Raw genomic sequence first — 21,420 nt, forward strand, 5'->3', positions numbered from 1 at the left:
TTCCGTGAGGTTCGGGATGCGCGCGCGGCTCACTCGCTACGCGACCTCATCGTGCGGTCGACCGTTGTGGCGCCGGGCCACGAGCGCGCGTTTGTGACGCAGGATCGGGCGGCAGCCGGCCAGTTGACGATGAAGCGCGGGCGGCGGATGAACGGATGGGAAGAGGTAGGCGCTAGGGTGCGGGTTGATAAGCTCAAACCTTGAAATTATAGCGCGAAAGTCACCTTTCCTTCAAATTCCAGGATGACGCCGGCGACGGGGAGCGTGCTCGCGGCCCAGTGCGCGGCCCTTATCACTATAGCGGGCGGGGGCACGGCGGCAAGCGCCGCTCCTGTTTTTGGCACCCACGAATGAAAACGCCGCCACCTGGCGGGGTGACGGCGTCAAACACAACAAAAACGGAAAAGTGATCGGAGCGAAATACCATGCGCTGCCCCCGCAACGCATGTTTGAGCACCCTTCGCCAGCCGCTATTTTGTCTGGTGCTTCTGCGCGTGGGTTTCGGCCTTCGGGCGGCTCGCCGCACCCTTCGACGCCTTGCTGGGCGCAGCGCTGACCGTTTTGGCCTTGACGGGTTCGGAAACCTTGACGACCTCGGTGCGCGCGCGACCGTGCTTCTTATCGTATCGCGACTTCGACCCGGTGTCTGCAACGCGGGTGCCAATTCGCTGCACGGCACCGCCAGAAACGTTCGTTGCCAGACGCTCCGGCCCCGGTTCGCTCGGCATGGCCTTGTTGACCGGCACGTGCAGCACCAGCACCTGGCCCGGCGCGACATAGTCGCGGTGAGTCTTGTTCCACGCCTTCAACTGACCGAGCGACACGCCATAGCGGCTCGCCACCGCTTCCATCGACTGCTTGCGGCGCACGCGGATCAGCATCTTGCGCGTGTCGGGCACATCGGGCTCCATCGCCAGCACGGCGCTTTCGGCCACGTCGGCGCTGATGTCCTCGTCGTCGCCGTCGTCGGTGCGCGGCACCACGAGCGTCGAGCCCGCCTTCAGGCGCATGCCCGCCGGAATCTTGTTCACCGACATCAGCGTATCGGCATCAACACCGATCTTCTGCGCGATCGCCGCCGGCGTGGTGCGCGCGTCAGTCGTGTAGACGGTCCAGGAGGAAAGCTGGCCGGAGTAGGCCTTCAGGTTGCGCTCGAATGCGCTCGCGTTGTCGAACGGCAGCAGGATCTGCGGGTCGGTCGCGCCGAGGATCACGGGCTTCTTGAACGACGGATTGAGCGAGCGGAACTCGTCGGTCGTCATGTTCGCGAGCTTGGCGGCGACGTCCACGTCGATGTCGTGCGAGGTCGTGACCGTGACGAAATACGGGTGGTTCGGAATGGACGGCAGCGTGAGCCCGTACTGCTGCGGGTTCATCACGATGTTCTTGACCGCCTGCAGCTTCGGCACGTAGTTACGTGTTTCGCTGGGCATGCGCAGGCTTTGATAGTCGGTTGGCAAGCCCGCCGCCTCGTTGCGCGCGATGGCGCGCTGCACGTTCCCCTCGCCCCAGTTGTAGGCAGCAAGCGCGAGATACCAGTCGCCGAACATGTCGTGCAGGCGCGAGAGATAGTCGAGCGCGGCGCTGGTCGAGGCCAGCACGTCGCGGCGCTCGTCCTGCCACATGTTCTGCTTGAGGTTATAGGTGCGGCCCGTGCCCGGCACGAATTGCCACATGCCGGCAGCTTTCGCGACCGACAGCGCCTGCGGGTTATACGCCGATTCGATGAACGGCAGCAGCGCGAGCTCGGTGGGCATATGACGCGCCTCAAGCTCTTCGACGATGTGATAGAGGTACTTCTGCGAACGCTCGGTCATGCGCGCGACATAGTCGGGCCGCTGGGCGTACCAGTTGGCGTTCATGTCGACGAGGTCACTCTGCAGGTCGGGCATCTGGAAGCCGCGGCGGATGCGCCCCCAGAGGTCGGCGTCGGGGCTCGTGAGCTGATCGACGGAACCTTGATCGACGTTAATGGTTTCCTTCGCTGCTGAGGTCTTACGAATGAGGTCGGCGTTGGCCTGGGCGTTGGCTGGTGCTAGAGAACTCGCAGACGGTCCCCCACTCGCACAGGCGGCGAGCATGAGGACCAGCAGCGCACTGATTATGAATCGCATGAAAATCTACATCCGCATGGCTGGAATTTGCAGCCGATAGTACGGAACGCGTCGATTTCCGTCAATCGGAATTATTGGAAAAAAATCCATGAAATCCGCAGCTTGGGCGTGATTCCATACGATTGGGTTGAGCATGCCCCCTGACCCCGGTGGGTCAGCGGAACCGATTCTTCCATTCACGCATCATCGCGAAAGCGGCCAGCCGGTCCGGCACCGATTCATGCAGCGCCTCGGCGAGCGCGGCTTGCACCGCCGCATTGCCTGCGCGCAGGAACGGATTGACGGCGCGCTCGTGCGCGATCGTCGTCGGGAGCGTCGGCACGCCGCGCTCGCGCAGGGCCGCCGCCTCGCGGCTCCACTCGCGCAAATCGCCGTTTTCGGGATCGCAGGCGAGCGCGAAGCGAATGTTCGACAACGTGTATTCGTGTGCGCAGTGCACGTGGGTGTTGCCGGGCAGCGCCGCGAGCGCGTCGAGCGAGTCGAGCATCTGCGCGGGCGTGCCCTCGAAGAGGCGGCCGCAGCCGCAGGCAAAGAGCGTGTCGCCGCAGAACACGTGCGGTGTGCCGGCGGCATCCGCCGCCTGGAAATAGGCGATGTGGCCGCGCGTGTGGCCCGGCACGTCGATCACCGTCAAGTCGAGCGCGGGGGCATCCAGATGGACGGCGTCGCCGCCCTTCACGCGCGTGACGAATGGGTCGAGCGGGCCAAGCGCCTCGCCGGCGGGACCGTAGACCGGCACGCGGGCGTCGGCGAGCAGGTCCGCCACACCACCGACGTGGTCGTTGTGGTGATGGGTGAGTAAAATAGCGGCGAGCCGCCAGCCGCGCTTCGCGAGGTACGCGCGAACCGGAGCGGCGTCGCCCGGATCGACGGCAACGGCATTCTGGCCGTCCGAAACGACCCAGATGTAATTGTCTTCAAAAGCCGGAACCGGTACGTACTCGTAGGCGCACGCATCGCTCGCACGCGCGTACTCAAGCGGACTCTTCATGGGGCGACGTATTCTTCGACATGTCTGACCGATTGATTATAGACTGGCCCGCCTGGACCGCCTCCCCCGCTGGCAGGTATGTGCTCGGCTGGGAACAGGAGCAGCTCGACCGCGTGGTATCGAACATATTCGGCTACCATGCGCTGCAGCTCGGCCTGCCGCAGCTCGACGCCCTGCGCGAGAACCGCATGTCGTGCCGCGGCCTCGTGCTCGACGCCGCCAGTGCCGCCAGCGCCCCCTACTCCGTACCCGGTGCGTCGGCCCATCTGCCCCCGAACGGCGGGCAGACGACGCCCGGCGCGGACAGCGCAACGCAGGACCGCAGCCCGCTGCTGCACGCGCCCGCGGAGCGCAGCACCGTCTGGTGCGACTATCTCGACCTGCCGTTCGAGGCGCAGAGCGTCGACCTCATTGTGATGCCGCACACGCTCGAATTCACGAGCGACCCGCACCGCCTGCTGCGCGAAGCCGAACGTGTGCTGATGCCCGAAGGGCAATTGCTGATCGTCGGTTTCAACTCGCTTTCGCTGTGGGGCGCGCGCCAGTCGGTCGGCAAGCTGACCGGCCATCCGTTCCTGCCCGCGCGCCAGGACCTGATCGCCTTCACGCGCCTGAAAGACTGGATCAAGCTGCTTGGCTTCGAGCTTGAACGCGGGCGCTTCGGCTGCTATCGTCCGCCGCTCGCTACTGATCAGTGGCTCGGCCGCTACAGCTTCATGGAAGCCGCGGGCGACCGCTGGTGGGCGATTTTCGGCGCTATCTATATGGTGACGGCGATCAAGCGCGTGCGCGGCATGCGCCTCGTCGGGCCACGCAAGGTCAAGAAGCCGGTGCTGGCCGCGAGCCTCAAGCCTGCGGCGACCACCCCTTCCCCAACACGCAACAAGGACTCATGAGCACACCCGACTTCGTCGAAATCTTCACGGACGGCGCCTGCAAGGGCAACCCCGGCCCCGGCGGCTGGGGCGCGCTGCTGCGGTTCGGCACGCAGGAAAAGGAACTGTTCGGCGGCGAGGCCGGCACGACCAACAACCGCATGGAGCTGATGGGCGTGATTGCCGCGCTCGAAGCGCTCAAGCGCCCCTGCAAGGTGATCGTGCACACCGACTCGCAGTACGTGCAAAAAGGCATCAGCGAGTGGATTCACGGCTGGAAGAAGAAGAACTGGATGACGGCTGCCAAAACGCCGGTCAAGAACGACGACCTCTGGAAACGCCTCGACGCGCTCGTCGCCCAGCACGAGGTGGAGTGGCGCTGGGTGAAGGGCCACGCCGGCCATCCGGAGAACGAGCGCGCCGACGCGCTCGCGAACCGCGGCGTCGCCACGCTCGCCGAACTCTGAGGCCGTTTTTTTGCGACCGCTTTTTTCAGCCACTTTGCGGCCGCCCCACGCTTTCACGCTTTACAAGACATGCGCCAGATCATTCTCGATACCGAAACCACCGGCCTGAACGCCCGCACGGGCGACCGCATCATCGAAATCGGCTGCGTCGAGCTGGTGAACCGCCGGCTCACCGGCAACAACCTGCACTTCTACGTGAACCCGGAGCGTGACAGCGACCCGGGCGCACTCGCCGTGCACGGCCTCACGACCGAGTTTCTCTCCGACAAGCCGAAGTTTGCCGAAGTCGCGGACGAGATCCTCGACTTCGTTCGCGACGCGGACATCATCATCCACAACGCGCCATTCGACATCGGCTTTCTCGACGCCGAGCTCGCGCTGCTCGGCAAGCCGGGGTTCAAGGACCATTGCGGCGAGGTGATCGACACGCTCGTGCAGGCCAAGCAGATCTTCCCGGGCAAGCGCAACTCGCTCGATGCGCTGTGCGATCGCTTCGGCATCAGCAATGCACACCGCACGCTGCACGGCGCACTGCTCGACTCGGAACTGCTCGCCGAGGTCTATCTCGCGATGACGCGCGGCCAGGAAAGCCTCGTCATCGACATGCTGGGCGAGCACGCCGCGCCTGGCGCGGCCGCCGCGCCGCGCGTGCAGCTCGAGTCGATCGATCTGCCAGTGATCATGGCGAGCGACGAAGAGCTCGGTGCGCACAACGCCGTGCTCAATGACCTCGACAAGGCGGTCAAGGGAACGTCCGTATGGCGCACCGAACCCGCCCCAGTCGAAGCAAATACGGCCGATGCGCAAAATGCTTAAAAAAGGGCTTTACAAGATCGGAAACGCCCTGCATAATCTCAATCTCTTCGGGTGGTTAGCTCAGCGGTAGAGCACTGCCTTCACACGGCAGGGGTCACTGGTTCGATCCCAGTACTACCCACCAGAATTCCTGGTGTTGGTAACGACAAACACCGAAGAATAAAGGCCTCGTTGCGAAAGCAACGAGGCCTTTGCTTTGCGCGAAAGAAGCATGCGATATCGCGCCGCCACCCCGAGGATTACCCTGCCCTACCCGCTTGGGGGGGTTGCCCCGGGTTGCCACACTCCTAAGGTAACGCCAGATACAGGCACTACCGAAGCGCGCTCGACGATGCCGCGCACGGACAAGGAGACATCATGAACGCACCGCGCGTCGCCGCCCCCCTCTTCAATCTCGAATTCACGGCTTCCCCGTACTGATTCCACCGCTCCGAACCCGGCGCGAAGCAGTCCACGCCCTTGCGTTGCCCGCAACATCCCGGCGCCAGCCGACACAACGAGATCGCCCATGTCCACATCACCTTCCTGGCAGCCGAAGTCCGCCTGGACCGTCACGGCCCTGCTCACCGGGCTCGCCATGATCAACTTTCTCGACAAGATCGTTCTCGGCATGGTCGCGGTGCCGCTCATGGCCGACATGCATCTCTCGCCTGCGCAATTCGGTTTCGTCGCCGGCAGTTTCTTCTGGCTCTTCTCGACGTCGACGGTTCTCGTCGGCTTTCTCTCGAATCGCGTCCCGACCCGCTGGATCCTGCTCGCCATGGGCGCAAGCTGGTCGGTTCTGCAACTTCCGCAGGCCTTCACCACGAGCACGCTCGCGCTACTGCTCTGCCGCGTGATTCTCGGCGCGGCGGAGGGCCCATCGTTTCCAACCTCGGTCCACTCGCTCTTCAAATGGTTTCCGGACCAAAGACGCAGTGTGCCCGTGGCGGTCATCAATCAGGGCGCAGTTGTCGGCATGGTGCTGGCTGGCCTTGCGATTCCCGCGATCACCCAGCGCTGGGGTTGGCGCACGAACTTCCTCGTGCTCGCCGCAATCGGCACGCTCTGGTGCGTCCTGTGGCTGGCCTTTGGCCGCGAAGGGAACCTGGACACCGTACGCCGTACGCCGTCCGGATCCGCGGCTCTCACTTCAGACGCCGGCGACGCCGCCCGCTTGCCCTACCGGAAGATCCTCACCGACGCTTCCGTGCTCTCCATCTTCCTGCTCGGCTTCGTCGCCTACTGGTTGCTCGGCCAGACCATCACGTGGCTGCCCACTTACCTCGAAAAGGGACTCGGCTTCGGCGGTATCGCATCGGGACGCCTCTTCGCGCTGGTCATCGCACTCGCTGCGCCTGTCAACATCGGGCTGAGCGCCCTCTCCCAGCGCATGCTCCAGCACGGCGCGACCACTCGCGAGGCTCGCGCACGGCTTACGAGCGTCGTCATGATCGCGGGCGGACTGCTCTTCCTCGCCCTGGCAGCAATCGATCTCACGCCGATGCAGAAAGTGTTCTGCTATGCCGTGGCGGCCGCGCTGCCCACGTTCTGCCTGACGCTCGCCCCCGCCATGCTCGCCGAGATGGTGCCGCTTGCCCAGCGCGGCTCGGTCATTGCGATCAACACTGCGGTCGCGAGCCTCGGCGCGGCGATCGGGCCGGCCATCGTCGGCCGGCTCGTCCAGTCTTACTCAGCGACTGGCGCGCACGCTTATGAAATCGCCATTGCGGTAACGGCCGTGCTGCTGATCCTCGCGGCAGTCGTGGCACTGCGCTGGCTGCACCCCGAACGCTCGATGCGCACGCTTGGCGAAGCCGCCACGCCGCTCACCGCCTGAGCGAACACACCACGCGTTTCGCGCCAGGCGGAGCGCGTGAGCCGTCAATACGACCAGCATCACAACCACAAATACATATTGATATCGGAGAGTGACATGCAATCAACAATTAGTATGCCTAACGAAGTAGAAACCCATCCCCGGAACGCCGAAAACTGGCCTTTCACGCTCACTCGTCATACCCCTGCCATTGGCGCGGAAATCGGCGACATCGACCTGCGCGAGCCGTTCGACGATACGACCTGCCTCGCCTTGCGCCGCGCGCTCCTCAAGTACAAGGTCCTGTTTTTCCGGGACCAGGACATCACGCCCGCGCAGCACGTAGCCGTTGCCCGTCGCTTCGGCGAACTGGAAGTCCACCCAACGTTTCCGCATCATCCGGACCACCCCGAGCTGGTCATTCTCGGGCGCAACGACTCGAAACGCGGGCGCGAGAATCTCTACCACTCCGACGTATCGTGGCGCGAGATTCCGTCGATGGGATCGATGCTGCGCTGTGTGCACTGTCCCGAAGTCGGCGGCGACACGATGTGGATCAACATGGCCGCGGCCTACGAAGGCCTGCCCGACGACATCAAGACACGTATTGCCGATCTCACAGCCGTGCACGATTTTCTGCCGCTGTTTGGCATCGCGATTCCCGAAGACCAGCATACGGAAGTGAAAAAGAAGTTCCCGCCCGCCACCCACCCGGTCGTGCGCACGCATCCCGAAACGGGCGAGAAGATCCTTTACGTCAACGAGGCATTCACCACCCATCTGGCCAACTACGGCCACAAGACCGTCGATCAGTACCGCGTGGGCTTCGATTTCAAGCTCGCCGAAATGGAACTGCTGCAGCTTCTGTTTCGTCAGGCACAGGTGCCCGAATATCAAGTGCGGCTCAAGTGGCGTCCGAACACGATTGCCTTCTGGGACAACCGGTCGTGCCAGCACTACGCCATTCAGGACTACTACCCGGCGGTGCGCCATATGATGCGCGCGACCGTGATTGGCGATCGGCCGTTTTGAGCCGACGGTCCAGCGATCAGGAGACGCCCTATGAAAACACTCAACCGCTTCTATATCGACGGACAATGGGTCGAGCCTGCGCAGCACGGTGCGGGCGCCGCCTCATTCGACATCGTCGATCCTGCCACCGAAGAACGGATCGGCACGCTGGCGATGGGCAATGCGCAAGACGCCGATAACGCCATCGCTGCAGCGCGCGCAGCCTTTCCAGCGTGGTCCGAAACCAGCCGCGAGACGCGTATCGCGCTGCTCGAGCACATCGCGACGATCTACCAGCGCCGCTTGCCCGAGATCGCCGATGCCGTGCGCCAGGAAATCGGCGCGCCGATCTCGCTGTGCAGTGCGCTGCAAGCGCCGATCGGCCTCGCCCAGTTGCGCGCGGCCATCGACACCCTGCGCGACTTTCCGTTCGAAACGACACACGGCAAGAGCTACGTGCGCCGCGAGGCGATCGGCGTCGCCGCGCTCATCACGCCCTGGAACTGGCCACTGAACCAGATCACGGCCAAGGTCGCACCCGCGCTTGCCGCGGGCTGCACCGTCGTGCTCAAGCCCTCGGAAATCGCGCCGCTCGATGCGATTATCGTCGCCGAGATCATGCACGAAGCCGGTACGCCGCGTGGCGTATTCAACATGGTGTTCGGCGAAGGCCGCACTGTTGGCGCGAGGCTTGCGTCGCACCCGGACGTGGACATGGTTTCCATCACGGGTTCGACCCGCGCGGGCGTCGAGGTGGCGATCAGCGCGGCGCCCACCGTCAAGCGGGTCGCGCAGGAACTGGGCGGCAAGTCTGCCCTGCTGATTCTCGACGACGCCGATCTGCAGTCCGCCGTGGCAAGCGGTGTCGCGCAGTGCATGGCGAATTCCGGGCAAACCTGTATTGCCCCGACACGCATGCTGGTCCCTCGTACGCGTTACGACGAAGCGGTCTCGATCGCGGCGGCAGCGGCGAACGCGATAACGGTCGGCGATCCGGCAGAGCCGGCAACGCGCATGGGCCCGATCTCGAACCGCGCACAGTACGACACGGTGCAGCGCATGATCGAAGCCGGCATTGCGGAAGGCGCACGCGTGGCGGCGGGAGGCCTCGGCCGCCCGCCTGGGCTCGCGCGCGGCTTCTACGCACAACCGACGATCTTCGCCGGCGTGCACAACGGCATGACGATCGCACGCGAGGAAATCTTCGGCCCGGTGCTGGCGGTGATCCCCTACGACGACGAAGAGGACGCGATCCGTATTGCGAACGACAGCGTCTACGGGCTTGCGGGCTACATCGCGACGAGCGATCCGCAACGAGCGCGCAAGGTGGCGGCGCGTCTGCGCGTGGGCTCGGTGCGCATCAATGGCGCAATGCTCGACGTAACAGTGCCGTTCGGCGGTTACAAGACGTCGGGGAACGGCCGCGAGTATGGCGCAGAGGGGCTGGCCGAATTCCTCGAGTGCAAGTCGGTGACGATGTAAGACACCGGCAAACGCTGCGCTTCGCGAATTCGGCGCAAGCGTCGCTCGCTGCGCGCCGTCTACCAAAAGAAAGCGGGACCGGCTTCCGGTCCCGCTCTCCCCTCACACGGCTTATCGACACGCTAGAAAGTCGAAAGCGTCAATGTGTTGCTCACCGATGTCACACCGGCCACGTTCTGGGCAACGCGTGTCGCCTGCTCGATCTGCGCCTGCTCCGGCACCCATCCCTCAAGCGTCACGGCGCCATTGACCGCACGCACGGTGATACCGCTCGCGCGCAGTCCCTTCGCTTTCGCGAGCGCATTCAGCACACGCCGGCGCAGCGCGCGGTCGGCGGCTTTCGTCGAAGCCGGCGCCGCGCCGACGGACGCAGCGACGGCAGCGGGCGTCGAAGACGACGCCCCGCCGCCCTGCGCGTGCGCCTGCAACGAAGCGGCGAAAAGCGTGGTCACGGCAAGCAACCGGCCGTAGCGAATGACATTCATCGTGTTCCCTCCTTATGGATTGTGAGTAGCGGCCGCGCCGCACCGTACGCGCCGGTGACGGCAGCGCGGCGCGGCATTGCCCGGTCAGAAGCGATGCGTCATGCCGATCACGGCGAGCACCTGCTTCGTGTCCGTGCTCGTTACCGAAACGCCCGGCCAGCTCATCGTTGCCGTGCCGTTGTTCTTCAGGTAACCCGCGCGCATATAGAGCGCTGTGCGCTTCGAGAGGCTGTGATCCACGCCGATCTGCACGCCCGGCGTGTTGTCATGCGCGCCACGAACATTGCGCTCGATCCCCGCAATCTCGAATGTATCGGCCGATGTCGCCTGAACCGTCGCACCGAACTCCATGACACTCGACGATTTGCCCGCACCGAGCAACGCCGCGAGCGAATGAGCCGGCGCGTCGTGCGGCTTGTTGTACGCATAGTTGAATTGCAGATTGACGATGCCGATGCGATAACTGATCACGCCCGTGTAGTGTTCCGTGCCGAGCAGGTTGAGCGGACCGGGCAGCCCCGCGATCGTCGCCGTGCCGGGATGCTGATACTGATAGGCGATGCCGGCGTAGAGTCCGTAGCCCGAATAGGTGAGACCGAGGTCGAGCATGTTGCCCGAGGTCTCCGGCACGGGCTGTGTGACGGTGGCAGAGAAGCCGTACATCGCGTAGAGCTGGACCCCCGCGAGATTGGGCGACTTGTAGAGCACGGAGTTGCTCGTGCGACCCGTTGCGTACTGGCTAGCGAGCGTATTGCGATCGACAGCGAGCACCGCGGCCGAGAGCGGCGAGAGCACTTCGTTGCCGCGGAACGGATCAGTCGGATAGACGACCCAGAAGGTCGGCTGATACTGGCGCCCGAATGTCAGCGATCCATAGTTGTCGTGCGTAAGGCCAACCCACGCCTGGCGGTAGAAAAGCGCGCTGGTATCCGCGAAAAGACCGCCGTTGTTGATGTTGTAGCCGGCTTCCATATCGAACACCGCCTTCAACCCGTTGCCGAGATCCTCATTTCCCTTCAGGCCGAACATCGAACCCGTGTTCCCCCCGCTTCGTTCGGAATACGAATTCGCTCCGCCATTGTGCAGATACTGGATGAACACATCAGCCACGCCATACAACGTCACGCTCGACTGCGCTGCGGCGCTGCCGGCCACCACGGCCAGCGTTGCGCCGCAAATACCCTTGCTGATAGAACGCATGCATGTCTCCTCTTTATGATTGCCGCCTGCGACAGCGCGGCGAATGGGTCATCCGTTTGGCACAGCGAAGCACATGCGGCGCAGTGTTGCAGGGTCGATGGAGGGGGCAACTACCCGAACGGAGTGGGGACGGGAATACCCGAACCGGCGCAAGCGTCCATGCGCGGCTCGCCTCGAAGCAGGCTCACGAAACTCGCGCCTGGCTGCGCATCCCGTGCGAGCGATCCGTGCCAACCACCCGCGCGGGGTGGTGACACTGCGCCCCAACCGATTCACGATCGCGATATCGCGCCTGGCGTTGCAGTGGCGCATTCTGGAGCGGCATCGCATGTCTCAAAATCTCAGCGCAAGCGCATCGCGAAAGTTGGCGCACACACGTCGGATCGTCTGCAACGGCTACTTGCGTGACGACGGTCTGTACGACATCGAGGCCCACATGACGGACGCGAAGGGACACGATTCGACGCTGTTGTTCAAGGACGTGCCGCGCGGCGCCCCGATCCACGACATGCGGTTCACGATCACGATCGACGCAAGTCTCGTGATCCGCGCGGCGCGCGCGCACACGGACAGCGCGCCCACGCCCTGGTGTTCGCAGATCAACGCAGCCTACGCAAAGCTGGCCGGCATTGCGATCGGCAACGGCTTCATGAAGGAAGTCAAGGCGCGCCTGGGCGGCACGTTGGGCTGCACGCACCTCACCGAGTTGCTTGGCCCGATGGCCACCACGGCGTTCCAGACGATCATGGGGCTGCAGGAGGGTGCGCACACCAGCCTCGCAGCAGTCGCCCGCGGCGAGGGGAAGCCACTTTTGCCCATGCTCGACGCATGCCACGCATGGCGGGCGGAAGGCGAAGTCGTGCAGGCGCTGCGTGAGCGCGCGGGCGAGCCTGCCGCTCGCGCGCGAGTGCGCGCCGATGTCTAGCGGCCTGCATCGCCCCGAGCCGGCACTCATTGCGCTACCGCAAAGCCGAACGGCACGCGTGGCACCCGCGCTCGCGTGCCCGCGCAATCGCGCGCGCTACAATAGCCTGATACTCGTTTCGTCATCGGGCGTGCGCAGTCGTCGCGGCGCCACGACTTCAAGGCGCACGCGAACATGCCGCAACGCCGGCCCGACTCCCCATCCGCCGCCACCGGCGCACCCTCGCGAGTGATGGCGCCGCGCAACAAAACGCGCGTCGTTGCGCGCGAGCGTGTGGTCAGCCAGCTCATCGAGGCCCGGCGCAAGCGTTGCATCGTGCTCCAGGGGCCGGCCGGCTGCGGCAAGACCACAACCCTGCTCGCCTGGCGCGAGGCGCTGCTGCCGCTAGGCTTCGATCTCGCCTGGCTTACGCTCGCGCCGGAAGACGACGATCTCGCAAGCTTCATCGACGGACTCGTCGCAAGCCTCGCTCAGGTCGACCCGGCCATTTGCCGCGAGGCGGCCATCCTCGGCGGCCGCGGCGTCGACGACGAAGCCGTCGAGCGCACCGTAATCGCGCTCGTGCGCGCCATCGCCAGCCGCTCCACCGACCTCGCCCTCGTCGTCGACGATCTCGACCATGTCACCAATCCACGCAGTCATCGCGCGTTCCAGTGGTTGATCGACTACGCGCCATCGAATCTGCATATCGTCCTGGTGTCGCGCGGCAGTTTTCCCGTGTCGCTCGGCCGCCTGCGCGACCGGGATCTGGTGCTGGAACTCAACATGCGCGACCTGCGCTTCACCTTTGCCGAATCCGCCCAATATCTACGGGCGCAGATTGGCGAAGTCAGCGAGCAGGATGCGCGCGAGATGCACGAGCTGACCGATGGCTGGGTGGCTGGCCTGCAGCTCTTCTCCATGCACCTGAAGCGACGGCGCACGACGGACGTCGTGGCGCCGCTCGCGAGCATGCAGCTTCACGACGCGAGCGCATTTGGGGACTACTTCGAACGGGCGGTGCTCTCCCGCCTTTCGGCAACCGAGATCGAGCTGCTCGTGCGCACTTCGGTTTGCGCGCGCCTGTGCTCCTCGCTGTGCGTTGCCCTCGTCGGCGACGAGCAGCCGCCGGAGGACGTCCTCGCGCTGCTCGCACGGCTCGAAGCGGACAACCTCTTCATCGCGCAGGTGGAGCGCGTCGGCAACGAGACGTGGTACCGGCTCAATCCGCTCTTTCGCGAGACTTTGCTCGATCGCATGCGCACGCGTAGCGAGGCCCTGCAGCACGCGGTACACCATGCGGCCTGGTGCTGGTTCCGCGACCACGGGCTTCCCGAAGAAGCCGTGCGCCACGCGCTGCAGGCCGGCGAGGCGGCCGCCGCTGCCGAACTCGTACTGTCGGTGGCACGCGATCTGCAGTTGTCCGGCGATCTGCGCAAGCTCGTCTCGCTCATTCACCTGCTGCCGCACGCCGAGATCGAGGCGCGCATCGACCTGCGCCTGTGGCGTCTGCAGCTCGAACTGTATGCGCGCGACTTCGAAGCCTGCGCCGAGAGCATGGCGCGCCTCGAAGCCTCGATCCCCGCTGAGGACATCCAGGCACGGTACCGGCTCTTGCTGCTGCGCGCGGCCGTCGACGTGCAACGCGATGACGCTGACAGTGCCACGGCGATCCTGCCCGCCATTCTCGCCGCCCCGGTCGACGCCACGAGCCAGTCGATCGGTGCACGCAGCAACCTGCTTTCCTGGCTCTACATGCGGCGCGGCGAATACGAGGAGGCACGCGCCGCGCAACGCGATACCCCGCGTCCGCTGCACGCCGGCTCACCGTTGATGGGCACGTCCGCGGGCGTCCTCAACGGGCGCTGCCTGGTCGGCTTCAGTTACGCGCTCGAAGGGCAGTTTCTGCAGGTCGAGCGCATCAGCCGCGAGGTCCTCGCGGAGGCCGACGAGCGCGGCAGCAGCACGGCGGAGGCGGCGTGCTTCGCTGCGGCGCTGCTCGGCGAGGCGCTCTACGAGTTCAACGACATCACCGGCGCGAGAAGGCTGCTCGAAGATCGCGTCGATGTGCTCGAGCGCGTCTCCATCCCGGACTCCGTACTACGTGTGCACACTGCGCTCTCTGCCGCGCATTGGGCAGAAGGCCACCGGCTCGATGCATTCGCGTATCTCGAACGGCTCGAGGAGTATGCAACCCGGCACGGCCTGCCGCGGCTCCTCGCGCACAGCCTCGCCGCGCAGGTACGCCAGCATGTGCATTGCGGCCAGTTCGAAGACGCTGAAGCCGATCTCGCGCGGCTCGACACGATCGCGGCACGCCTGCGGCCCACGCGGCCGAATGCATGGCACGACGTCCACGCGCTCGCGGAGCGCTCGCATGTCGACTGGTGCCTCGCACACGAAGACTTCGAGGGCGCAGCCTTGCGCCTGCCCAACCTCATTTCGCACTGCAGCGAGCGCGGCTGGCAGCACCACATCGTGCAGTTGCGCATGCAGTCGGCGCTCGTCGATCGCCGCCGTGCTCGTCTGGAAGCTGCCCGAGAAGCCGCGCTCACGGGCTTGCGCCTTGCCAACCGGCTCGGCCTCGTGCGCAGCGTGCTCGACGTGGACGCCGGGATCGTCGCCTTCGCGGAGCAAGTTGTGCATGGCATGGAGAGCCAAACGCACGGTACGGACACTGGCGCCGATCCCGTGCTGGCGTTTTACGTCGACCGGTTGCGCACTGCGCAGGAATCGGCAGTAGCGCTCGCCAGTACAACGAATGGAGCTTCGCTCCAGCGCGACGCAACGCCAAACGGGGCCGAAACGCTCAGCGAGCGCGAGACGAAGGTCGTGAGTCTGCTAGCGCAGGCGCTGCCGAACAAGAAGATCGCCCGCACGCTCGGCATCTCGCCCGAAACGGTCAAGTGGCATCTCAAGAACATCTACGGCAAGTTGGGTGTATCGAGCCGTGATGAGGCGGTTGCGCGCGTGCGCGATCTGGGCATCGATCCCTGACGGGCGCCCCCGCCCCTGCGCCACCCGGTACGGGTGGTACGACTGCCGGCACCACCCGCTATGCTTGTTTTCAAGGGGTTCCGCCCGACGGAACCCCTCCCGACAAAATCAACGTGGTGCGCCCCAAGGGGCGAACGCAAACGTTCAGGAGACAAGGCTTAATGAGTACGCTCTCGGCCAGCATTCAACCGGCGGTTGCCGTCCGGCCGCTACCCATGCCCCACCGTCAAACGCTCGTCGAGCGGCGCAGCGACGGCAGCCTGATCCTGCGCCCGGCGAATCCGCCACCAGCCATTACGCAGAAAAGCTTCGTGGATTTCGTCGAAAGCTGGGCGCTCACGCGCGGCGAGACCGCCGTGTTTTGCGAGCGCGGGAGCGACGGCACGTGGCGGCGCCTGAGCTGGCGCGAGCTTTGGCAGCAGGTGCAGTGTGTCGGCGCCGCGCTGCTCGAGCTGGGCCTCGATCAGGCGCACCCGCTCATGCTGCTCTCTGGCAATTCGATCGAACAGGCCGTCGTGCTGCTCGCCGCCGAATACGTGGGCATTCCCACCGCTCCGGTGTCGCCCGCCTACGCGACGCTGAGCCAGGACTTCGGACGTCTGAAGGCCATCGTGGATCTGGTGCCGCCCGCCGCACTATTCGTGCAGAACGCCGCCTCCTTCGAACGTGCACTCGGCACGCTTGCGCATCTCCACGCGCCGGCCATCGCCGTGCAAGGCGCCGGCGCCGGCCAGCTCGACTGGGCGACGCTCGCGCAGACCGAACTGAACGCATCGCGCCGCGCGGCGGTCGCCGCCGCGCACGCCGCGATCACGCCGGATGCAACGGCACGCGTGCTTTTCACGTCCGGCTCGACCGGAACGCCCAAAGGCGTCGCCCTGACTTACGGCAACCTCAAGGCCGTAGCCGCTTACTACGCCGACAATCTCGCTTTCCTGCTCGACACCGAGCCCGTGTTCCTCGACTGGCTGCCGTGGCACCACGGCCTTGGCGGCGTGCTCAACCTGGGCCGCGCGATCCAGTTCGGCGCGACTCACTACATCGACGATGGCCGTCCCGTGCCCGGCCTCATCGAGCGGACGGTACGCAATCTGCGCGAGGTGGCGCCCACGATTTTCACGAGCGTGCCGTCAGCCTGGGCCGTGCTCGCGAACGAACTCGAACGGGACCCCGTACTCGCCGCGAACCTGTTCTCGAAGGTTCTCTTTTTCGGCTATGGCGGCGCGAGCCTGCCCACCGATATCCATGACCGCATCCAGCGCGTGGCCGAAAAGACCGTCGGCCAGCGCATCGCCTTCGCGACCGGCCTCGCCTGCACGGAAACGAGTGGCATGGGTACGATGTGTGGCTGGATCACCAACACGATCAGCAATATCGGCACACCGGTTCCGGGCTCCGAAGTGAAGCTCGTCCCGCTCGAAAGCGCAGATGGCCGCTACGAGATCCGCATGCGCGGCGCGAACGTGTTCGCCGGTTACATCAAGCAGCCCGAACTCACCGCGGCCGCCTTCGACGAAGAAGGCTTCTTCCGGCTCGGCGACGCCGTGCATCTCGCCAACCCGGACAATCCATCGGAAGGCTTGCTGTTCGCCGGGCGTGTCGTGGAAGACTTCAAGCTCACCAACGGCACATGGGTGCGCACGGGCGCCATGCGGCTCGCGCTGCTCGATCGCTGCGCCCCGCTGCTCGCCGACGCCGTGATCTGCGGACACGATCACGATTACGTCGCCGCGCTCGCCTGGCCGAACGTTGCCGCGTGCCAGCGTCTCGCACCGGAACTCGCTGGCCTCGACGCCGAAGCGCTGACGCAACACCCCGTCGTCGTCGCCGCGCTGAGCGAGCGGCTGCGCAGCCAGCGCTCGCAAGGCGCGAGCGTTCACGTCGAGCGGATCCTGTTGATGGCCGAGCCGCCCTGCATGGACGCGAACGAAATCGCCGACAAGGGCTATGTCAATCAGGCCGTCACACGCTCGCGCCGGGCCCACCTCGTCGACGCGCTCTTTCACTCCGAACCCGCCGCGCGCGTCGCTCGTGCGCGCTGAGTTCCTCCCTCCAACATCCCTAACAGCAACCGCTAACGTTCAGGACTCCGATATGCAAATCAACCGTAACGTCTTTCGCGACGATCACGAGATGCTGCGCACCACCGCCCGCCGCTTCCTCGAAAAGGAATGCGTGCCGAGGCAAGCTGAATGGGACAAGGCCGGCAAGGTCGACCGCGAGACCTGGCTCAAGGCTGGCCGCGAGGGCCTGCTCTGCCTGACGCTGCCGACCGAATACGGCGGCGGCGGCGGCGACTTCGGCCACGCGGCCGTATTCAACGAGGAAGTCAGCCGGGCCGGGCTGAGCGGCCTCGGATTCGGGGTTCATTCGGACATCATCGCCCCGTACATTGCGCGGCTTGGCAACGAGGAGCAAAAGCAGCGCTGGCTGCCCAAGGTCTGTTCGGGCGAACATATCCTCGCCATCGGCATGACCGAGCCGGGCACGGGCAGCGACCTGAAGGCCGTGCGCACGACCGCCGTGCGCGACGGCGACGAGTACGTGATTAACGGCAGCAAGACCTTCATCAGCAACGGTCTGAACGCAGACCTCATCATCATGGTCTGCAAGACCGATCCGGCAGCCGGCTCCAAAGGCGTGAGCCTGATCGTCGTCGAAGCCGACCGCGAAGGCTTTCGCCGAGGCCGCAAGCTCGAAAAGGTGGGCCAGCACGCGCAGGACACCGCGGAACTCTTCTTCGACAACGTGCGCGTGCCGGTCTCGAACCGTCTTGGCGAGGAAGGCAAAGGCTTTACCTACCTGATGACGGAACTGCCGCAGGAACGCCTCTCGATCGCCGTAAACGCGGCCGCCAAGCTCGAAGCCTGTCTCGAGCACACGCTGAACTACGTGAAGGACCGCAAGGCATTCAATCAGACCGTGTGGGACTTCCAGAACACCAAGTTCAAGCTCGCCGACATCAAAGCCCAGGCGCTCGCGGTGCGGCTCATGGTCGATCACTACCTGTCTGAACACGTTCGACGCCGCCTCACGCTGGAAGAAGCCGCCGTCGTGAAGCTCTTCGCGACCGAAGCGCTCGGCAAGGCGCTCGACGAAATGGTGCAATTGCACGGCGGCTACGGCTACATGCTCGAATATCCGGTGGCCCGCGCGTTCGCCGACTCGCGCGTGATGCGCATCTACGGCGGCACGAGCGAAGTGATGCGTGACCTCATCTCGCGCAAGCTTTAAAAAAATCCAACTCACTCAGGAGTACTGATATGACTCGAAGCGCATATATCGCCGGCGTCGGCATGATTCCGTTCAAGAAGCCCGGCGCGAGCGACACCTACGACGTGATGGGCGCCACCGCGATCCGTCAGGCGCTCGCCGACGCGGGTATCGACTACAGCGACGTGCAGCAGGCCTATGCGGGCTACGTCTACGGCGATTCGACCTGCGGCCAGAAGGCCCTTTATCAGGTCGGCATGACCGGCATTCCGGTCATCAACGTGAACAACAACTGCGCGACGGGCTCGTCCGCGCTCTATCTCGCGCGCCAGGCCGTGCAGAGCGGCGCCGTCGAGTGCGCGCTCGCCGTCGGCTTCGAGTTCATGCAGCCCGGTGCGCTCAAGTCGGTCTGGACGGACCGCAAGAGCGCCCTCGAGCGCGCGCTCGACATCACCGATGAGCTGGTCGGCCAGCATGAGGGCATGAGCAACGCCATCCGCCAGTTCGCGGGCGCGGGTCTGTCGCACATGAAGCAATACGGCACGAAGCTCGAAACCTTCGCGAAGATCCGCGCTAAGGCGAGCCGCCACGCGGCGCGCAATCCGCTCGCCGTGTTCCGCAACGTGATCTCGACCGAAGATGTGATGGCCGCGCCCATGCTCTGGGAAGGCGTGCTCACGCGCCTGATGGCCTGCCCGCCCACCTGCGGCGCGGCGGCGGCGCTCGTCGTGTCCGAGGCATTCGCGAAGAAGCACGGTCTGCGCACCGACGTGCTGATCGCCGGCCAGGCGCTCACCACCGACACCCCGAGCACGTACGACGCGCGAGACATGATCCGCGTGGTCGGCTTCGACATGACGCGCTCGGCTGCGAAGACTGCCTGCGAGCAGGCCGGCATCGGCCCGCGCGACATCGACGTGATCGAACTGCACGACTGCTTCGCGCAAAACGAGTTGCTGACCTACGAGGCGCTCGGCCTGTGCGCGGAAGGCGAAGGCGAGAAGCTCGTGAACGACGGCGACAACACCTATGGCGGCGAATGGGTCGTGAATCCGTCGGGCGGCCTGCTCTCGAAGGGGCATCCGCTCGGTGCGACTGGCCTCGCGCAATGCTACGAGCTCACCCAGCAACTGCGCGGCACGGCGAGCGAGCGCCAGGTGGAAGGTGCGAAGGTCGCGCTCGCGCATAACGTAGGTCTCGGCGGCGCCTGCGTCGTCACGGTCTACAAGTCCGCGTGAGCGTAAGCACTGCTGACGACTGGGAGCCAATCACATGATCGACAAGCAACACATCGGCAAAACGCTGCCCGCGTTTCGCGCCGTAGCCGAAGCCGGCCGGCTGCGCTTCTTCGCAAAGGCGATCGGCGAAACGAATCCCGTCTACTTCGACGAGTCCGCCGCGCGCGACGCGGGCCACCCCGCCCTGCCGCTGCCGCCCACGTTCCTGTTCTCGCTCGAATTCGAGCAGCCGGACGGGTCCTGGCGCGACGAAATCGGCATCGAGCTTCCGCGCATCCTGCACGGCGAACAGTCCTTCACGTATCACCGGCTCGCGTACGCGGGCGACGTGCTGCTGTTCGAGTCGCGCATCGCCGACATCTACGACAAAAAGGCTGGCGCGCTGGAGTTCGTCGTGCGCGAGACGCGCGTCACGAACCAGCGCGGCGAGCACGTAGCCGATCTGCGCAGCGTGATCGTGCAACGCAACGGCTGAAGGGAGACCCCGCATGACCATCCAGTACGACACGATCCAGGTGGGCGACACGCTCCCTCCCCTCGAACTGCCGAGCGTGGACCGCAAGATGCTCGCGCTCTTCGCGGGCGCCTCGGGCGACCACAACGCGGTGCATATCGACATCGACTATGCGCGGCGCGCGGGCATGCCCGACGTGTTCGCACACGGCATGCTCTCGATGGCCTGGCTTGGCCGCCTGCTCACCCAATGGGTCGATCAGCGCCAGTTGCGCCAGTTCGGCGTGCGCTTCGTCGGCATCACTCATCTCGGCCATCGCATCGTCTGTACGGGACGCGTGGTCGAGAAGTTCGAAGCCGAGGGCGAGCGACGCCTGCGCCTCGAAATCCAGACCGCCAATCAGTATGGCGAACCACGCGTCGTGGGTGACGCCGTGGTCGCACTCTGAATCCACCCGCATCATTCGATAGAAGGAGTCAACAGCATGGGTAAGCTCGATGGCAAGGTGGCGCTCGTCACCGGCTCGGGACGCGGCATTGGCCGTGCAATCGTGGAAAAGCTCGCCAGCGAAGGCGCGCGCATCGTCGTGAACGACCTCGACGCCGATCCGGCGCACGAAACTGTCGAAGTGCTGCGCAAGGCAGGCGCCGAAGCGGTGGCCTGCGTGGGCAACGTCACGGCGCCGGACTTCGCCGAACGCTTCATCAACACGGCGATGAGCACGTTCAAGGGCATCGACATCATCGTGAACAACGCCGGCTACACCTGGGACGACGTGATCCAGAAGATGACCGACGAGCAGTGGTACGCGATCCTCGACTGCCACATGACCGCGCCGTTCCGCATCCTGCGCGCCGCGTACCCGCACGTGAAGGCGCTGCACGCGGCCGATGTGGCCGAGGGGCGCGAGGTGTATCGCAAGATCGTGAATATTTCGTCGGTGTCGGCACTCAACGGCAACGCCGGGCAGATGAACTACTCGTCCGCGAAGGCGGGTGTGATCGGTATGACGCGCGCACTCGCGCGCGAATGGGGGCGCTTCAACGTCAATGTCAATGCGGTGGCGTTCGGCCTGATTCACACGCGCATGACGAGCGCCGACGCGAAAGCGGGTGCGACGGTGAGCATCGAAGGGCGCGAGATCCGCGTGGGCCTGAACCCCGAGATGCTCAAGACGCATGCGCAGCGCAATCCGCTCGGCCGGGGCGGCACGCCCGAAGAAGCGGCGGGCGGCGTGTATCTGTTCTGCTCGCCCGAGTCGAACTACATCACCGGCCAGACGGTCGCGGTAGCGGGCAATCTTCAGTAAAACGAAGCCGCGACCTGCTCGCACCGGGAAACCCGCCGACGCGCGGGTTTTCTTTTTTCGCGGCCT

Annotated in this window: 18 protein-coding genes and 1 tRNA gene; 15 read left to right on the forward strand and 4 right to left on the reverse strand. The window is 65.1% G+C overall.

All coding sequences use genetic code 11. The features are described 5' to 3' along the window. Positions 1–470 precede the first annotated feature (470 nt). Positions 471–2,114: a transglycosylase SLT domain-containing protein gene (locus tag FAZ97_RS09505; RefSeq protein WP_158758219.1), complete on the reverse strand. Its 1,644-nt coding sequence runs from the start codon at positions 2,112–2,114 to the stop codon at positions 471–473. 154 nt (positions 2,115–2,268) lie between these two features. Further along, the gene (gene gloB / locus FAZ97_RS09510) at positions 2,269–3,105 is read right to left on the reverse strand and encodes a hydroxyacylglutathione hydrolase (protein ID WP_158758220.1); all 837 of its coding nucleotides are present in this window, start codon (positions 3,103–3,105) and stop codon (positions 2,269–2,271) included. Between the two features lie 20 nt (positions 3,106–3,125). Here gloB and FAZ97_RS09515 point away from each other — a divergent pair, with 20 nt between their 5' ends. From FAZ97_RS09515 to FAZ97_RS09545, 7 genes are all read left to right on the forward strand, one after another. Then, entirely contained in the window at positions 3,126–4,001 is an 876-nt protein-coding gene (locus tag FAZ97_RS09515) for a class I SAM-dependent methyltransferase (protein WP_158758221.1), read from the forward strand. Then, the gene (gene rnhA / locus FAZ97_RS09520; protein WP_158758222.1) at positions 3,998–4,447 is read left to right on the forward strand and encodes a ribonuclease HI; all 450 of its coding nucleotides are present in this window, start codon (positions 3,998–4,000) and stop codon (positions 4,445–4,447) included. The genes FAZ97_RS09515 and rnhA overlap by 4 nt, the downstream gene beginning before the upstream one ends. Before the next feature lie 69 nt (positions 4,448–4,516). Beyond that, positions 4,517–5,263, forward strand: a complete 747-nt coding sequence (gene dnaQ, locus FAZ97_RS09525; RefSeq protein ID WP_158758223.1) for a DNA polymerase III subunit epsilon — start codon at positions 4,517–4,519, stop codon at positions 5,261–5,263. Positions 5,264–5,312: 49 nt separating this feature from the next. Next, positions 5,313–5,387 (forward strand) — tRNA-Val (locus FAZ97_RS09530). Between the two features lie 384 nt (positions 5,388–5,771). Further along, positions 5,772–7,082, forward strand: coding sequence for an MFS transporter (locus FAZ97_RS09535; protein WP_158758224.1), 1,311 nt, complete (start codon positions 5,772–5,774; stop codon positions 7,080–7,082). A 114-nt stretch (positions 7,083–7,196) separates the two neighbouring features. After that, positions 7,197–8,093: a TauD/TfdA dioxygenase family protein gene (locus FAZ97_RS09540; protein WP_233271562.1), complete on the forward strand. Its 897-nt coding sequence runs from the start codon at positions 7,197–7,199 to the stop codon at positions 8,091–8,093. 30 nt (positions 8,094–8,123) lie between these two features. Beyond that, positions 8,124–9,554 (forward strand): aldehyde dehydrogenase family protein, encoded by a 1,431-nt coding sequence (locus FAZ97_RS09545; protein WP_158758226.1) that lies wholly within the window; start codon positions 8,124–8,126, stop codon positions 9,552–9,554. A 122-nt stretch (positions 9,555–9,676) separates the two neighbouring features. Here the strand turns inward: FAZ97_RS09545 and FAZ97_RS09550 are convergent, their stop codons facing one another. Both FAZ97_RS09550 and FAZ97_RS09555 read right to left on the reverse strand, forming a co-directional pair. Beyond that, complete coding sequence (locus FAZ97_RS09550; protein ID WP_158758227.1) at positions 9,677–10,039, reverse strand: BON domain-containing protein; 363 nt, start codon at positions 10,037–10,039, stop codon at positions 9,677–9,679. An 84-nt stretch (positions 10,040–10,123) separates the two neighbouring features. After that, complete coding sequence (locus FAZ97_RS09555; RefSeq protein ID WP_158758228.1) at positions 10,124–11,239, reverse strand: porin; 1,116 nt, start codon at positions 11,237–11,239, stop codon at positions 10,124–10,126. 328 nt (positions 11,240–11,567) lie between these two features. Here FAZ97_RS09555 and FAZ97_RS09560 point away from each other — a divergent pair, with 328 nt between their 5' ends. The 8 genes from FAZ97_RS09560 (at position 11,568) to FAZ97_RS09595 (ending at position 21,354) form a co-directional block, all read left to right on the forward strand. Continuing rightward, complete coding sequence (locus tag FAZ97_RS09560; protein WP_158758229.1) at positions 11,568–12,164, forward strand: DUF2889 domain-containing protein; 597 nt, start codon at positions 11,568–11,570, stop codon at positions 12,162–12,164. Positions 12,165–12,338: 174 nt separating this feature from the next. After that, positions 12,339–15,140, forward strand: a complete 2,802-nt coding sequence (locus FAZ97_RS09565) for a LuxR C-terminal-related transcriptional regulator (protein ID WP_158758230.1) — start codon at positions 12,339–12,341, stop codon at positions 15,138–15,140. Between the two features lie 161 nt (positions 15,141–15,301). Then, entirely contained in the window at positions 15,302–17,182 is a 1,881-nt protein-coding gene (locus tag FAZ97_RS09570; RefSeq protein WP_158758231.1) for a feruloyl-CoA synthase, read from the forward strand. 52 nt (positions 17,183–17,234) lie between these two features. Further along, positions 17,235–18,374, forward strand: coding sequence for an acyl-CoA dehydrogenase family protein (locus FAZ97_RS09575; protein WP_158758232.1), 1,140 nt, complete (start codon positions 17,235–17,237; stop codon positions 18,372–18,374). A 29-nt stretch (positions 18,375–18,403) separates the two neighbouring features. After that, positions 18,404–19,591: a lipid-transfer protein gene (locus FAZ97_RS09580; protein ID WP_158758233.1), complete on the forward strand. Its 1,188-nt coding sequence runs from the start codon at positions 18,404–18,406 to the stop codon at positions 19,589–19,591. A gap of 34 nt (positions 19,592–19,625) precedes the next feature. Further along, positions 19,626–20,066: a MaoC family dehydratase N-terminal domain-containing protein gene (locus FAZ97_RS09585; protein WP_158758234.1), complete on the forward strand. Its 441-nt coding sequence runs from the start codon at positions 19,626–19,628 to the stop codon at positions 20,064–20,066. Positions 20,067–20,079: 13 nt separating this feature from the next. Further along, positions 20,080–20,493: a MaoC family dehydratase gene (locus tag FAZ97_RS09590; protein ID WP_158758235.1), complete on the forward strand. Its 414-nt coding sequence runs from the start codon at positions 20,080–20,082 to the stop codon at positions 20,491–20,493. Between the two features lie 36 nt (positions 20,494–20,529). Further along, a complete protein-coding gene (locus FAZ97_RS09595; protein WP_158758236.1) occupies positions 20,530–21,354 on the forward strand; it encodes an SDR family NAD(P)-dependent oxidoreductase in 825 nt (274 codons plus the stop codon). Positions 21,355–21,420 lie beyond the last annotated feature (66 nt).

The sequence above is a fragment of the Paraburkholderia acidiphila genome (assembly GCF_009789655.1).
In the GTDB taxonomy this organism is placed as follows: domain Bacteria; phylum Pseudomonadota; class Gammaproteobacteria; order Burkholderiales; family Burkholderiaceae; genus Paraburkholderia; species Paraburkholderia acidiphila.

Excerpts from the sequence above, each read along its gene's own strand:
- FAZ97_RS09505 (WP_158758219.1), bottom strand. The coding sequence starts at position 2,114 with ATGCGATTCATAATCAGTGCGCTGCTGGTCCTCATGCTCGCCGCCTGT.
- gloB (WP_158758220.1), bottom strand. The coding sequence starts at position 3,105 with ATGAAGAGTCCGCTTGAGTACGCGCGTGCGAGCGATGCGTGCGCCTAC.
- FAZ97_RS09515 (WP_158758221.1), top strand. The coding sequence starts at position 3,126 with ATGTCTGACCGATTGATTATAGACTGGCCCGCCTGGACCGCCTCCCCC.
- rnhA (WP_158758222.1), top strand. The coding sequence starts at position 3,998 with ATGAGCACACCCGACTTCGTCGAAATCTTCACGGACGGCGCCTGCAAG.
- dnaQ (WP_158758223.1), top strand. The coding sequence starts at position 4,517 with ATGCGCCAGATCATTCTCGATACCGAAACCACCGGCCTGAACGCCCGC.
- FAZ97_RS09535 (WP_158758224.1), top strand. The coding sequence starts at position 5,772 with ATGTCCACATCACCTTCCTGGCAGCCGAAGTCCGCCTGGACCGTCACG.
- FAZ97_RS09540 (WP_233271562.1), top strand. The coding sequence starts at position 7,197 with ATGCCTAACGAAGTAGAAACCCATCCCCGGAACGCCGAAAACTGGCCT.
- FAZ97_RS09545 (WP_158758226.1), top strand. The coding sequence starts at position 8,124 with ATGAAAACACTCAACCGCTTCTATATCGACGGACAATGGGTCGAGCCT.
- FAZ97_RS09550 (WP_158758227.1), bottom strand. The coding sequence starts at position 10,039 with ATGAATGTCATTCGCTACGGCCGGTTGCTTGCCGTGACCACGCTTTTC.
- FAZ97_RS09555 (WP_158758228.1), bottom strand. The coding sequence starts at position 11,239 with ATGCGTTCTATCAGCAAGGGTATTTGCGGCGCAACGCTGGCCGTGGTG.
- FAZ97_RS09560 (WP_158758229.1), top strand. The coding sequence starts at position 11,568 with ATGTCTCAAAATCTCAGCGCAAGCGCATCGCGAAAGTTGGCGCACACA.
- FAZ97_RS09565 (WP_158758230.1), top strand. The coding sequence starts at position 12,339 with ATGCCGCAACGCCGGCCCGACTCCCCATCCGCCGCCACCGGCGCACCC.
- FAZ97_RS09570 (WP_158758231.1), top strand. The coding sequence starts at position 15,302 with ATGAGTACGCTCTCGGCCAGCATTCAACCGGCGGTTGCCGTCCGGCCG.
- FAZ97_RS09575 (WP_158758232.1), top strand. The coding sequence starts at position 17,235 with ATGCAAATCAACCGTAACGTCTTTCGCGACGATCACGAGATGCTGCGC.
- FAZ97_RS09580 (WP_158758233.1), top strand. The coding sequence starts at position 18,404 with ATGACTCGAAGCGCATATATCGCCGGCGTCGGCATGATTCCGTTCAAG.
- FAZ97_RS09585 (WP_158758234.1), top strand. The coding sequence starts at position 19,626 with ATGATCGACAAGCAACACATCGGCAAAACGCTGCCCGCGTTTCGCGCC.
- FAZ97_RS09590 (WP_158758235.1), top strand. The coding sequence starts at position 20,080 with ATGACCATCCAGTACGACACGATCCAGGTGGGCGACACGCTCCCTCCC.
- FAZ97_RS09595 (WP_158758236.1), top strand. The coding sequence starts at position 20,530 with ATGGGTAAGCTCGATGGCAAGGTGGCGCTCGTCACCGGCTCGGGACGC.